The organism is Deltaproteobacteria bacterium RIFCSPHIGHO2_02_FULL_44_16 (genome assembly GCA_001798185.1).
Taxonomy (GTDB): domain Bacteria; phylum UBA10199; class UBA10199; order 2-02-FULL-44-16; family 2-02-FULL-44-16; genus 2-02-FULL-44-16.
The window spans coordinates 1-13,464 of record MGRM01000022.1; the positions used below are offsets into that span (position 1 = coordinate 1).

Annotated in this window: 12 protein-coding genes; 5 read left to right on the forward strand and 7 right to left on the reverse strand. The window is 44.2% G+C overall.

What is annotated here, in order from left to right; genetic code table 11:
• Positions 1 to 64: 64 nt before the first annotated feature.
• On the forward strand, positions 65 to 3,307 hold the full coding sequence (locus A3C46_00890; GenBank protein OGQ21808.1) for a hypothetical protein: 3,243 nt from the start codon (positions 65 to 67) through the stop codon (positions 3,305 to 3,307).
• Here A3C46_00890 and A3C46_00895 read toward each other — a convergent pair.
• Positions 3,297 to 4,394 (reverse strand): hypothetical protein, encoded by a 1,098-nt coding sequence (locus A3C46_00895; protein OGQ21809.1) that lies wholly within the window; start codon positions 4,392 to 4,394, stop codon positions 3,297 to 3,299. The genes A3C46_00890 and A3C46_00895 overlap by 11 nt on opposite strands.
• A 55-nt stretch (positions 4,395 to 4,449) precedes the next feature.
• Here A3C46_00895 and A3C46_00900 point away from each other — a divergent pair, with 55 nt between their 5' ends.
• Entirely contained in the window at positions 4,450 to 5,505 is a 1,056-nt protein-coding gene (locus tag A3C46_00900) for a magnesium and cobalt transport protein CorA (protein ID OGQ21810.1), read from the forward strand.
• Here A3C46_00900 and A3C46_00905 read toward each other — a convergent pair whose 3' ends face one another.
• From A3C46_00905 to A3C46_00915, 3 genes are all read right to left on the reverse strand, one after another.
• Positions 5,506 to 6,699, reverse strand: a complete 1,194-nt coding sequence (locus A3C46_00905; GenBank protein ID OGQ21811.1) for a hypothetical protein — start codon at positions 6,697 to 6,699, stop codon at positions 5,506 to 5,508. It abuts the gene before it with no gap.
• Positions 6,700 to 6,809: 110 nt separating this feature from the next.
• Positions 6,810 to 7,679 carry a hypothetical protein gene (locus A3C46_00910; GenBank protein OGQ21812.1) on the reverse strand — a complete coding sequence of 290 codons (870 nt, stop codon included), beginning with the start codon at positions 7,677 to 7,679 and terminating at the stop codon, positions 6,810 to 6,812.
• Between the two features lie 105 nt (positions 7,680 to 7,784).
• The gene (locus tag A3C46_00915; protein OGQ21813.1) at positions 7,785 to 8,378 is read right to left on the reverse strand and encodes a DNA-3-methyladenine glycosylase; all 594 of its coding nucleotides are present in this window, start codon (positions 8,376 to 8,378) and stop codon (positions 7,785 to 7,787) included.
• 230 nt (positions 8,379 to 8,608) lie between these two features.
• On the opposite strand from A3C46_00915, the gene A3C46_00920 reads away from it, so the two are divergent.
• Positions 8,609 to 9,868 (forward strand): hypothetical protein, encoded by a 1,260-nt coding sequence (locus A3C46_00920; protein ID OGQ21814.1) that lies wholly within the window; start codon positions 8,609 to 8,611, stop codon positions 9,866 to 9,868.
• Between the two features lie 483 nt (positions 9,869 to 10,351).
• On the opposite strand, the gene A3C46_00925 is transcribed toward A3C46_00920, so the two are convergent.
• On the reverse strand, positions 10,352 to 10,558 hold the full coding sequence (locus tag A3C46_00925; GenBank protein ID OGQ21815.1) for a hypothetical protein: 207 nt from the start codon (positions 10,556 to 10,558) through the stop codon (positions 10,352 to 10,354).
• A 62-nt stretch (positions 10,559 to 10,620) separates the two neighbouring features.
• On the opposite strand from A3C46_00925, the gene A3C46_00930 reads away from it, so the two are divergent.
• Positions 10,621 to 10,881, forward strand: coding sequence for an endonuclease (locus A3C46_00930; GenBank protein ID OGQ21816.1), 261 nt, complete (start codon positions 10,621 to 10,623; stop codon positions 10,879 to 10,881).
• Positions 10,882 to 10,885: 4 nt separating this feature from the next.
• Here A3C46_00930 and A3C46_00935 read toward each other — a convergent pair whose 3' ends face one another.
• A complete protein-coding gene (locus A3C46_00935) occupies positions 10,886 to 12,127 on the reverse strand; it encodes a hypothetical protein (GenBank protein OGQ21817.1) in 1,242 nt (413 codons plus the stop codon).
• Between the two features lie 192 nt (positions 12,128 to 12,319).
• On the opposite strand from A3C46_00935, the gene A3C46_00940 reads away from it, so the two are divergent.
• Entirely contained in the window at positions 12,320 to 12,565 is a 246-nt protein-coding gene (locus tag A3C46_00940) for a hypothetical protein (GenBank protein OGQ21818.1), read from the forward strand.
• A gap of 491 nt (positions 12,566 to 13,056) precedes the next feature.
• Here A3C46_00940 and A3C46_00945 read toward each other — a convergent pair whose 3' ends face one another.
• Entirely contained in the window at positions 13,057 to 13,443 is a 387-nt protein-coding gene (locus A3C46_00945) for a hypothetical protein (protein ID OGQ21819.1), read from the reverse strand.
• Between the last annotated feature and the right edge of the window lie 21 nt (positions 13,444 to 13,464).

Genomic DNA, 13,464 nt, shown 5'->3' on the forward strand with positions numbered 1-13,464 from the left:
AACAAAAGTGTTACCTATGTGCTTTTAAAAATCTGTTACCTATGTCCTTGGTTGCACAAATTCGATGAAAAATGAAAAGTCAAGACTTGACCCCACGATCACTTTTTTGGAACCATGCCTTTTTTACTTTTCGATTTTTTCTCAAAATGAAAGAAGTGTCAAAATACCGTGCATATTCTTTCAAGAAAAAGAAAATTATGAGAAGATACAACATCTTTACACAAGCTCAACTTGGAACAAACTTTGCTATAAGATCTGTATGATGATGAAAAGAACTCTCTTCTCCCTTCTTATCCTTTTTGCGCTGCAAAACTGTGATGGGTCTTCGTCTGGGAAATTATCCCAAACTGAAACAAACGAATCTTCCAGTGACACCTTAAACCCTGAATCAATGCAGCATATTGGAAATAATATTGGAAATAATACCGCGGCAAATTCAGATGCATCAGATTCTTCCATATTTTCTTTTATTCCAAAACAAAGTCTTCCAAAATTTGTGGAAAATGATTTTATTCCAGACTCAGAGCTTGGCGCTGAAGTTTCACCGCGCTTCGTTGTTGTTATGGTCAAAGAAGGAGCAACGGAAAAAGATTTTCAGGAAATTCGCACTACATGTAACTGCACTCTTGGAGGAACAATTCCAGAAATCGGAGTGTTTCAACTCGATTACGGTCAGGGAAACACGCTTGAACAAATGAAACAACGCCTCACTGCCCTTCGACAACATCCAGCAATCGAAGGAGCTTTCCCGGATATAAAACTGAAACCCCAAACAGTACCAAACCGCGTTCAAAGAAATTCACATTTTTTGAATAGTTGGACATGGGAAAAAAATTATGCTGGCCCCAACTGGGGATTTGAACTCATACGGATACCGAGCGTTTGGAGTTTAAATGATGTCATTAAAAAAACGAACGGGGTACCCATTCAAGTAGCTGTTCTGGACTCAGGATTTTATGCACATCCCGATCTCGCAGGTATTCTTCGTTTAGACCCGGGAACCACGTATGGTGATACTTCACTTTCCTATTCAAGTTCAATTTTTCCGAATAGACTTTCTCGAAATGGGCAACCTCCTTTTGATGAATACGTTGATGCTCATAATCATGGCACTGCCGTTGCTGGCATTATTGCGGCACAATATGGAAACAGTGAGTTTACCGATGGAATCACTCCCTTTGCTGAACTTGTTGGTTATGAACAAACCTCCACCTTTTCTATGACGCTCGCTGCTTTTTATACAAACGAACGCATATTAAATATATCTCTCGGCTATTCTGGGGTTCAAACACAAAATAGTATCGCAGTAGTAATTGACAGTGGTATGCGCTCTGTTGATGGAATGCTTTTTGGTCGCAGTATCAGTTGGAGAAATGATCGCGGCCGGCCTTTGTTGGTTGTCTCTGCCGCAGGAAATGATTCTGCGGATCCTTCTGGGGTTGTTTCTGCTGCTACGACAGCTTCGTCAAATTGGGCAGCGAAATACCATCCCTTGGAGAGTGTTCGTAATTCTATTGTTATTGTCGAAGGACTTTACGTAACTCCGCTTGGATATCCCCATCGTGGGAACTATAGTAATATCGATGGGACTGTTTTTGCACCAGCAGATGGACATGAAGCTCCACAAATGGTCCCTCAACTTCCGTCGGCAGCAAATCCAAATGGTCCTTCTATGCCAAGCTGGGTAACCAAACCGTTTGGCATGACTTCAGGAGCAGCCCCTTTTGTAACCGGACTAGCAGCCTATCTGCTTGCATTACAGCCGGATCTTACCAATGAAGAATTACAAAAATTGCTTACGTATAATACACCTGATTATCCATGTGCAGCACCGCAATCAGGAGGCGCTTCAAGCACCAACGTTCGTATTGATGCTTTTTCTGCGACTCAATGTCTTTGCAAACTTCCTCGCTTTCACTCCAACTGCAGACTTCGAACGTGGCAAGCAGATTTGAATAATAAAAGTCTGTCTGGAGCCGCAACACACGAACTCCAAGATGATGGAAGTTGTGGGGCTGATATATCGGAGGAACGAGAACTCGATGGAGTTGTAGATCTACGAGACTTTCGAGTGTTGAGAAACATCTCTTTGATGACGGCTCGCAATGCTGCTTTGAATCGCTGTTCACAAAATTTGAATCTCGATTTCAACCGTGACGGTAAGATTGAATCACCTCAGTCCGAAGTTTGGCCACTGGCTGATCTCAATGCTGATGGAATAGTAGATAATACAAAACAACTCGTTCTTGATGAACAACTGAGCGACGTCGAAGTCTTCATGAATGCGTTCGATGGCGATTCGGTGCAAGGGTGGAAGAAGGCGGATTTTCCGGATCTGTTGAATTCGGCGGACCTGTGGATCCGGGCACAGGAAGCGATTACGGAGCTGGGGGCGACGTCGCTTGAAGTCGTGGAAGTGAAGGGAGATGTCGCATCAGGAGATACCGTGCCGACGGATGTGAGTCCATTGCAGCGAGGACATCACATCGGGACGGTGGCGAACCCGCCACAATATCATACGGATCTGGTGCTCACGACGCCGCTGCGGAAGAACGTGAAGGTGAAGTGGAGGGCGATCTGTGCTGATGGACGTTCTCCTCCTGATGGCGATCACGAAATGGACTTGATCGATCTTTCGCCTGGTGAGGACAAAGTTGCGAAGCTCGATTGGCAATGCATGATAGCGTGCGATGGATCGACGACGAGTGGTCATTGTCCCATTCGAACACGACGGCAAACCACGCTCTATTCATCAAACTTGTTTTCGGGAACCGGAACATCTGAAAAGAATGAAACGATAGACACCGTTAACCCAACAGCAGGAGAAATCACAGTGCAGTCGGTCGTTGAATCGACCTTTTCCGATGGGACGATTCAACGGCAAGATGTCACGACCACCGATAGTTGCCCTTCCGGGAGCCAGCAGGCAACGAGAACCACAAGGTCCAATCCTGTGGGGATCTCAGCAACTGCGATGACACAGACGATGACGATAAATCGTGCGCAATGTATCGCTAGCCTGACAGCAGCGCTTGATCGCACGCGTCTGACACGTCGGTGCCAGCGGCAGGCAGATGCTCAGAACCCTTATTATCTGACACAAGATGATGGCGCTGTATACGCATGGATTACAACGCGAGCCATTGCCGCAACTCCTACAACGGCAGGTCGATCCGACGTCCAAGAGGAGTACCAGTGCACGAATTGTGGCGGGACGGACAAGTCGCAACAGTGCACCTGTAACGCCCAGGGAAATGTGATTCCAAAACCAGGGGTCAACCCTGCCTTTGATTGTTTCAGGAATTAAAAGAGAGATCTCGTAGTAAATGACGAACAAACTTTGGCCCACCGTAAATAAAACCGGTGTACACCTGAATCAAATCAGCGCCTGAATCGAGTTTCTCTCGGGCCATCTGCGGACCCATGATTCCACCACTGCCAATGAGCACCAATCGATGCTGAAAATGGATGCGGAGTTTACGTAATAACTCTGTGCTTCGAGAAAAAAGAGGACGACCGGAAATGCCTCCGGCCCCTTCTGGCACAGCACTTATGAGACCTTCACGCGAGATGGTCGTATTGCTCATAATCAGCCCTTGAAATCCATATTGAAATGCCACCTCCCCCGCAGCAATCGCTCCTTCATCACTTAAATCGGGCGAGAGTTTTAACAATAAAGGTCTCGGCTCATGCCGTTTCTTATTTTGGTTTGCGATTGTTTCGAGCAAGCGAGTTAACATTGTTTCTGACTGAAGATCGCGCAGCCCAGGAGTATTAGGACTTGAAACATTGAGAACAATATAATCCGCAACATCGGCGACAGTTTGAAAAGATTCGAGATAATCGGCTGATGCTTCGTCATTCGAAACAATTTTTGACTTTCCGATATTCACGCCAATCGGAATGTGAAGCAGATTTTTTGCACGATACGTTTCGAGTTTTTTTGAAAGAGCGCTAGCTCCTTTGTTGTTGAAACCGAGGCGATTAAAAAGGGCTTGATCTTTTTCGAGTCGAAAGAGTCGCGGCTTGGGATTCCCTTCTTGCGGCTGCGCCGTTACTGTCCCCACTTCAATAAATCCGAACCCGAAACGCTGCAGTGCCACCACAGCTTCAGCATCTTTATCAAAACCAGCTGCAAGTCCGATTGGATTTGGAAAAGTGAGCCCCATATACGATCTCTTTCGAAACTCCATAGATCGGGTGACGTCGGAGGTGCTTCCGGGAGGGTCTCCCGCGCTAAGCGGGAGGGCCGGAACACCGCAGACGGCAGGACCCGTAACATTGGAACGTTTCGAAAGAGATCGTTTTTGCAGGAAGGAAAGAAATTTCAGAACCAAATGATGCGCTGTTTCAGGATCGAGGCGAAAAAGGAGACTCCGCAGGAGTGGCCACATAAAGGAGAAATCACCCCTTTTTACAAAAATGTAAAGATGTGGAAGAGAAAGAGATATGTCACCTCATCGACCTTCAAAGAAAGTAGGACTGGCTCCAGGAACCCTCGTTCATATTGGAGAGAAAAAAACAGAACAGACTCGCATCACCCTCATACAGTATGACGAAACTTCTCTTCACGAAAAAGAAATTGTTTCGGTCGCTGAACTTCCTGAACCTACAGGAGCACGTGTTGATTGGATCAACATCGATGGTCTTCATGATACGAATCTTATCAAAGCGATCGGAGAGAAATTTCAGATTCATGCCCTCATGCTTGAAGATATTGTCAATACGGAGCAGAGGCCAAAAGTAGATGACTATGGAACCCTTCTTTTTGTCGTCCTCAAAGTGATTCACACAAACGGAGAGATGAAAGACGTTCAGTCCGAACAGATCAGTGTCATTTTAGGGAAAAATTTTCTTCTCACGTTTCAAGAACGACCGAGTCCTCTTTTGGATCCCCTTCGCAGTCGTATTCGAAATGCGATCGGACGATTTCGAGAACTTGGCGAAGACTACCTTCTCTATGCCATTATTGACAGTGTCGTGGACCATGCATTTCTCGCCGTGGAAATACTCCAAGAGCGAGTTGATATGCTGCAAAGCAAAATCTTTTCTGAATCAGTACCTCAAACGCTTCAAGAACTTCATCGTCTTCGTCAAGAGATGGTACGCATGCGAAAAATCATTTGGCCACTTCGAGAACTCTGTGGAGCGCTGCTCAAAGAAAATCCTCCTCTGATTCAAGAAAAAACAAAAATGTATCTCCGTGATCTTTACGATCACGCCATTCGTATCGCTGACGCGATACAATTTATTTCCGAAATGCTGTCGCATCTTCATGAAGCCCATCACATTCAAACGAGCTATCATTTGAATCACGTCATGAGAATTCTCACAGTGATTACCACTATTTTTATGCCTCTCAATTTTATCGTCGGTGTCTATGGAATGAATTTTCGATATATGCCGGAGTTGGAATGGAAATGGAGTTATCCAATTTTGCTTGGCCTCCTTTTTTTCATCGGACTTGGACTCTGGTGGTTTTCAAAACGAAAACGGTGGCTTTAATTATTGTCTGATATATCTCTCTAAAGAAACGGGCTGACAAAAATTGTAATAGTCGTGGTGCTCAGAAGATTTAGACTTTCCTGCTTTTTCAACAGATTCCATATGCCAGCAGAGAACAAATTCCCTTACAAAAATGGACGTCTGTTTTGCAAAGGCTACAACTTCCTCCTTTGAAAAACAGCTCTCTTTATTTGAGCCACATGTGGTTTGATAATTTCCCTGCACGGTTGTTGCGTGATCTGTGACAATATCGATATTCGCCATAGCGGCGTATGCTTGTTCTGAAGAGATCATTTTTTGCGGTTCTTTGGCGGGAAGTGCACGATAGTCTCTATCTCCTACATAATCAATTTTACTTGGAATAAATTCTGGGAAAGATTCTCTTCTCGATTGAAGTCGGGTGGTTACTTGTGAAAAAGCCTGTCGACATGCTTTCTCATCTCCACCTTTCGGTTCACGACAGACGAGTGAAGCACCATGGAGAATATAGTCTCTTGCTTGTTGATGCACTCCTGATGTTGACGGCGCCGCAGCTCCTTTTCTTTCGAGCAGCCATTCAACTTCTTGAGAATCGCCCGGCGTCGAGAAACGAAACGAAGGTGCATAGTTAGGAATCCTTTGCACTGGTTGCCATTTCTCACCTTGTTTTATCATCGGCGTCGGTGCAGTTTGTCCTTTATAACGGATCCAAATCACGACCGGATATTCATGCCCTTCCTTCAAATCAAACAATCTTTTTAATATCTCGGTTTTCTTCTCTTCGCTTGAAATATCAAATTCCCGCACATCAACTTCTGCTTTCACTGACGCTGGAAGGTTAGCTTCCCATATTTTCAGTAAATCTGCCACATAGCTTCTCGCTGCTTCGATTAAGACTTTCTGAGTTTTTCCATTTCCCATCACTACGACTATTGTTTTCTCTTGAGGGTGTGATTCGATCAAACGAAGTGCAGTTCCGGATTGAAGAGCTGGATAAGGTAACAGTTTCGGGGCTGCTGCGAAGAGGGAAAGGCCAGCTCCTCCTCCAACTCCCCAGGTCGGCAACGCTGAAAAACCGATGCGACCTGATGCTTTGGCGATAACAATCGAGTCAAGGCTCTTTGCCACAGACGAACTGAGGCGATCATCAAACACGTCGGATTGATGCCACGAAGGGAGAGAGCGTCCTATTTTTACTTCTCCAGATGGTTTCATATCCTTCTTCTCGGCCTTTTTGAGGAAAAGTTGTGTCCATTCTTAAGAGCGAACACAAGAGAATTCCAGCGCTTTTAACACAGCAGGGAACTCTTGGAGAGAGCTGCATTTTAGTTAAAAGAAGCGGGTTCTCCGGTAGCTGGATCAATCGAGACAGACATCACAAAACCTGAAGCTCCTGTCGGTTGAAGGGTCGTTCCTGAACTTGAACTCGCTACTGCCCCAGCCCCAAAGAGAGCGGTGAATACTGCGATAAGTAGAGTCTCTTCGGGATGCTCTCCCATCCATGAACCCATTTTCGACGTTTTATCAGCAAGTTCACGAGCACCATGTTGTGCCTGGAGAAGCGCAAGAGCAATGGAATAGCCCATTTCAGAGGCATTTAAATTTTCAGTGTTGATAGCCGGCGCTGAAGGAGGATTATTGGAAGGATTTTTATAGAAATAAGCCCCTAACTTTCCGATCCCTTCTGCAATGGTGGGCGAAGCTTGAAAAGCGAGACGATCGGCATCATTTTTTTCAATACCAAAGGTATCACAATAAACATCATAAAGAGCACCCATAAGTCCAAAAACAGCGCTTCCCACACCCGAACTTAAACCAGCCGTCCCCGCAATTGATGCGGATCCAGTTCGAGCATAATAAAGTCCACTTCTGGCAAGAAAACTTGTCAACATGCTCATCTCAAACTCTTTATCCTCAAGAGAGGTTTCATCAAGAGCCCATGAGATTCCTAAGTGCGAAAAAAAATACGCAACTGCATCCGCTGGATTTCGGACAAATCGTCTGCCTGCGGAAATGAGACTTTTCTCCACGAGAGCAGTAAAATCCGTTTCTGCCTCAATGACGGTGATCATTTCGGGTTCAAAGCTCGAGATGGGATTGTCCACACATGCACAGATTTCATCATTGGTGATAACTTCAGAATAATTTTTTTGACTGGAAGGAAGAAGGCGCATGTTGAAACCGCTGGAAATCATGTCGTTCTTTTAAAACAACATTATCAATTTTTAAGGGAGTTTTTGTAACATTTTGATGTCAAAGAAATGCCTTCTCAAAGAATAAAGGAGATGCGCATCAGATTTTCACTTCGCTGTTGTGCGAACCGGACACCCCTTCAACACTTCTCCATGCCGAAAACAATCAAGAAGATGGTCATTGACCATACCCGTCGCTTGCATATGGGCATAGATGATCGTACTGCCGACAAACTTGAATTCGCGCTTTTTTAAATCTTTGCTCAACATATCAGATATATTGCTTGTCACTGGAATTTGCTTCAAACTTTTCCATCGATTGACCATCGGTTTTCCATCGACAAACTTCCAGATGTAATCAGAAAAACTTCCGCATGTTTCCTGAAGAGCAAGAAATGCTTTGGCGTTTGAAATAGCAGATTCAATCTTCAAACGATTGCGAATGATGCCAGCATTCTGCATAAGACGCTCAACATCTTTTTTTGTATATCGAGCAATTTTTTCAGGATCAAACTGATGAAATGCTTTTCGATAGTTTTCCCTCTTTTTCAAAACCGTAATCCAACTAAGGCCAGCTTGCGCTCCTTCGAGAATTAAAAATTCAAAGAGTTTTTGATCATCGAAAACTGGAACTCCCCATTCGGTGTCATGATAATGAAGATACAGTGGATCTTTGACACACCATTCACAACGTACTGTCATATATACCTCTTTGAAAAAGACTATTTCAAAACAGATCAAAATTCGGGTGACGCCAGAGGTGCTTCCGGGAGGGTCTCCCGCAATAAGCGGGAGTGCCGGAACACCGCAGGCGGCAGGACCCGTATCAAATAAGAAACGTTTTGAAATGTCTTTTTCTTTCTTTGATAATACTAAAGAACATTGTCAAGCAAAGGCTTTCATGTCACAAAAAAGTATCTCCAGGGGGATACATGAAAAAAATGACGTTTCTTTTTCTGATGTTTATAACATTAGGAAATGCAAATCTGTTTGCTGAAAATCAAAATATCTCTCAAATACCAACTGTTATTCTTCTCTCCTTTGATGGCGCTCGTCCTGATTATTTTACAAAAAAGACAGCTCCCAACATTACTCAATTCATGAAAAAGGGATGGAAGGGAGAACTGACTTCTATTTTTCCATCAGAAACTTTTCCAAACCATACCGCTATCATCACCGGGTGCACTGCAGAAGAACACGGTATTGTGAGTAATCAATTTATCGATGCGACGCGGGGGTCGTTCGCGTATGACATGGATCCTTCCTGGATACAGTGTGAACCCATTTGGGCAACGGCTCAAAAACATGGACTCAAAACAGCAGTGACCTATTGGCCTTTGCACGGCAAAGGGTCATGGAAAGGAATGAAACCGACGTACCAGAATGCCGTCGTTACAACTGATATTCGTGAAATTATTAAATTTGATGATGAAGCTAAATTTCAACAAATGCTGCAATGGCTTGATCTTCCCGCTGAGCAACGTCCCCATCTCATCTTTTCATGGTTTGCAGAAATTGACACTGTCGGACAAGCATTTGGTCCGCAATCACATGAAGTGCAAAAAGTGATAAAAAAATATGACTCGCTTTTTGGAAATTTTTTAACAGCGCTGCAGAAAAAACCTGACGCAGATCGCATCAATATTCTCATTGTCTCGGGTCATGGCATGGAAGAGATGCACTATAGCATGAGCCTCCCCTACCTTGGGGAAGAGCTTCGGAAACAAGGCATGGACAACATCATCATCAAAGCTTCTGGAACCAATGCAAAAGTTCATGTAAAAAATTCTGCCGAAAAACGAAAAGCGCTGACGCTTCTGCAAGCCATGGCAAAAGAAAAGGGGGCGTTTCAAGTTTATGATGTTCAAGAGCTTCCGGACGCGTGGCATTCTACGCATAAACGAAGCGGTGATCTTCTCCTTATTGGCAAAAATAAATTTTTCTTTCTTGAAAAAGCTTCAACAACTGAGTTTCTTACCGATGTTCGAGAACAGCATATTGGGAAACATGGATATCCGCCTGAAGACAAATCGATGCGCGCTGTTTTCTTTGCTCACGGTCCTCATTTTCCTCAGCAATCTGGAATTCGTCAGCTTCATATTACGGATATCGCACCGGCTATTATCAAAATATTAAACCTTTCCCCACAACCCATAGACATAGCTGCAGACACTGTCCTTTCATCGCGTTAATGAAAACAAGTTGTATTGTGTTGCTCCACCGCAAAGAGGCTCAGCCTCTGAAATATAAATCACAGGTGCCAGACACTTTGGTACAAGTTATCGAAAAACAAGAAGCGTGAAAAACAAAAAGCCCTTCGATTAATGGGCTTTTTGCTTGGCTCCGCAGGGCGGACTTGAACCGCCGACCCTCTGATTACACGACCTCCAATTGTTTCCAATTGGCGTGGACTATCTCTTCATCACATCATAACTACGATGGATGGCGGGCGCTTGTGAGAGATTATTCTTATCGTCACTCTCTAGTCTCTGCACCTTCCTCTTGCCTTTAACATCAAGAGGCTTGGCTCAGGATTGGCATATGCAAGCGCACTTAGCTTCCCCTGAGTTCACCCGCTTTTCATCTCACTGTTACCAATGAGAGCTGCCTTATTGACAGTCAGATGCTCTAACCGGCTGAGCTACTGCGGAATATATAATTTTTTTAAAGAACAATTATTCCTGCATGTAATTCTCGATGACAATTTGCGCATAGCATGATGCATTTTTCCAGTTCTTCTTTGATTGCCATCCAAGATCGAGTGTACCCTTTTCAGAGATACCAAAATTTTTCAAGTCCCTATTTAAATGATGAAATTCAAGAGCACCGGCACAACGACAATAACCGCAAATTTGAGTCGTTTCAATAGACATGTCAAACATTGTTTCCCGCCTGTGGTAACTCTTATTACCATGTGGTAATTTAAATTACCAAACACACTGACATGACGCTCCGACCAACTAAACACTTCATCTATATCCTTCAATCCAAAGACGGACGATACTATACTGGTTATACGACTGATCTTGAACGTCGCTTCAAACAACATCAATCTGGTGTGGGTGGAAAATTTACGCGCTCTTTTGGAGCCACGAAAATTCTTTATCAGGAATCATTTTCCGAAAAATCGTTAGCGCTCAAACGCGAAGCAGAAATTAAACATTTCTCTCGGATAAAAAAAGAGGCTTTGGTGAAAGGTCAATAAAAAATTATCTTCGAAATTTTCTTCGATGCCTGCTTGTTGGACGGCGTTCATGAAATGACTTTTTGACCTCAAGTTCAATATAAGGCGCCACACCAACGGCGGTACAGCGAGGAATTTTGGCATTGATCGTTTTTTCAATTCTCGTCACCATCATTCGATCCATCGGCGTTGCAATAGTCGACACTAAGCCCTTTGTTTTCATACGCGCTGTTCGACCTGCGCGATGAATGTATTCCTCAGTGGTCTGTGGAATGTCGAAATTAATAATGTGCTGAATGTTCGGAACGTCAATCCCTCGTGAAGCAATATCGGTTGCCACGAGAATACGATGTTTTCCCGTTCGAAATCCCTGCAAAGCACTAATTCGTTGTGCCTGCGATTTATCGGAGTGAATCGTCGTCGCCGGATGCCCTTCTTTCTCGAGCATGCGACAGAGCCAGTTGGCATCGACTTTTTTACGGGTAAAAACGAGCGTGCTTCCAAGGTCTTGATGAAGCAGTGCTAAGAGACATTTCTTCTTCTGAGGAGTGTCCACCATATACAAGCGATGTTGAATCCCCTCTGCAGCTTTCCCCTTTGGCAAAATATCAACGCGATAAGGATCGGATAAATATTGGCGCGCTAACTGCTCTATGGGAGGGGGCATGGTGGCTGAAAACATCATGGTGTGCCGCTGTTTTGGAATTTTTTCCATGATTTTTCGAATTTGCGGCAAAAATCCCAAGTCCAACATGTGATCTGCTTCATCGAGCACCACTTCTTCAATGCGATCGAGAGAGACATTTCGACGTTCCATGTGATCGTACAATCTTCCGGGCGTTGCGACGATAAGATCCGCGTTTTTTTTCAGATCCCGAATCTGAGGTCCCATTTTCACACCACCGATGAGACACACCGTGTTTAATCGATGGTGTTTTCCAAAAAGATCGAGGAAATTTTTTGTCTGCAGAGCAATTTCACGCGTAGGACAGAGGATTAAACCTCGAAGCCCCTTTCCATGCAAAAGGCGAGAGGCAATCGGAATCACAAAAGCAGCTGTTTTTCCAGAACCGGTCTGGGAAAGCCCAATAATATCTTTTCCCTCGAGTGCGGAGGGGATCACCGCCATCTGGATGGGGGTCGGATGAGCAAAACCGACCTTTCGGATCGATTCTAAAATTTTAGGGTCGAGATTCAGGGATTCAAAAGACTGCTCGGTCGTTTCAACTGGATGTTCACCCAAACGTGGAAGATCTTCTTTTTTCATTTGGCTGTCTTTACACCATCTTTGGTGAATCACAAACACATTTCACATGAACCTTTCTTTTCATCTTCTTGGATCTAAAGAGAGATAATTTCTTTTTTCCACAAATTCAATTAAAACAGAATAAAATCATAGAGTTATACACCCCCCCCCGATCCTTTTCTTGAAGGAGAATATTTTGAAACCGAAATCAAGGTGGATATCAGAATTATTACCGCATCGAATAAGGAAGAATTCTTTGCTCATGAAATCAAGAAGTTAGATGAAAAAAATCGTTCTTTTGATGAATGCCTTACTGAATTTGAAGAAGTGATTCTTCGAAAAACACTTCAGCAATATCGCGGCAACATCAGTCAAACCGCAAAAGAGCTTAAAATCCCACGACCACGACTCTATCGTCTCATGAAAAAATTCGCCCTCAATCTCGAGGAGTTTCATTAGGGTCTTTTGCAAACACACCCTCAGAACGCTTAACAAAATAAACTATAGTCGTTTAACTTTCAACTGGGATATTAGACCTCTTGCGTAACCCTGGGTGACACTCGTTGTCATTGCGAGCCCGAAGGGCGTGGCAATCTCCTCTGTTTACTCGGGAGATCGCCACGCTTCGCTCGCGATGACATCCAAGTGTATCTCTTTGAAAACAAAAACTTTATAGGCTGGATTCTATTGAGGTTATGCAAGAAGTCTAATGTCGCCCGGAGAAGCGGCGTTTCCAAGGCAATGGAGGCTTGAAAAAAGAACGGCCTCTAGAATCCTAGAGGCCGTTTATCTCAAAATACCTTCTCTTCCTCTTAACAACCGCATCCGCCTGGACGAGGTTTCTTGGTGTCTTTCGTCATGCGCCCTCCTTTCTTGCAAAGAAAAGTAAGGCCTCGAAGAGGCGAAGTCAATGACCTCTCAAGGAGATTGAAAAAGAAGAGAGTTCTGCTTCAGAGATGATCATCAAACCATCGACGATTCATGAAGAGTCCAAGACTCGAGAAAAAAATGGGAAGAAGACCTATCAAGACGACGGTTCCATACACCGGCAAAAGAGAGAGCAGAAGAGAGAGCATCAGGGCAGAGGCCGCTTGCGCATCAAACAATCCCCACAACCGTCTTTTCATCAGACCAATGATGGCTTTGAGCGCAAAAGGAATACCAATAAGCAAACTCGGAGCGCCTGGAGTAAAGATCAACTGACGAAAAAGTCCGCGTTGTAAAAAAACGTTCCAGTGCGGAAAAAAGAAAGGGGAGAAAAAAAACGGAAGAAGAAGAAAACCAACTAAAACCATGAGCGCAACCCAAATGCCAAGTGGTTTATGAGCGATTTTCATCTTGAGGAAGTTCACGTTTCC

Coding starts and splice junctions, on each gene's coding strand:
- A3C46_00905 (OGQ21811.1), bottom strand. CDS start 6,699: ATGAAACCATCTGGAGAAGTAAAAATAGGACGCTCTCTCCCTTCGTGG.
- A3C46_00890 (OGQ21808.1), top strand. CDS start 65: ATGAAAAATGAAAAGTCAAGACTTGACCCCACGATCACTTTTTTGGAA.
- A3C46_00910 (OGQ21812.1), bottom strand. CDS start 7,679: ATGATTTCCAGCGGTTTCAACATGCGCCTTCTTCCTTCCAGTCAAAAA.
- A3C46_00895 (OGQ21809.1), bottom strand. CDS start 4,394: ATGTGGCCACTCCTGCGGAGTCTCCTTTTTCGCCTCGATCCTGAAACA.
- A3C46_00935 (OGQ21817.1), bottom strand. CDS start 12,127: ATGAAAAAAGAAGATCTTCCACGTTTGGGTGAACATCCAGTTGAAACG.
- A3C46_00930 (OGQ21816.1), top strand. CDS start 10,621: ATGACGCTCCGACCAACTAAACACTTCATCTATATCCTTCAATCCAAA.
- A3C46_00945 (OGQ21819.1), bottom strand. CDS start 13,443: ATGAAAATCGCTCATAAACCACTTGGCATTTGGGTTGCGCTCATGGTT.
- A3C46_00915 (OGQ21813.1), bottom strand. CDS start 8,378: ATGACAGTACGTTGTGAATGGTGTGTCAAAGATCCACTGTATCTTCAT.
- A3C46_00900 (OGQ21810.1), top strand. CDS start 4,450: ATGTCACCTCATCGACCTTCAAAGAAAGTAGGACTGGCTCCAGGAACC.
- A3C46_00920 (OGQ21814.1), top strand. CDS start 8,609: ATGAAAAAAATGACGTTTCTTTTTCTGATGTTTATAACATTAGGAAAT.
- A3C46_00925 (OGQ21815.1), bottom strand. CDS start 10,558: ATGTTTGACATGTCTATTGAAACGACTCAAATTTGCGGTTATTGTCGT.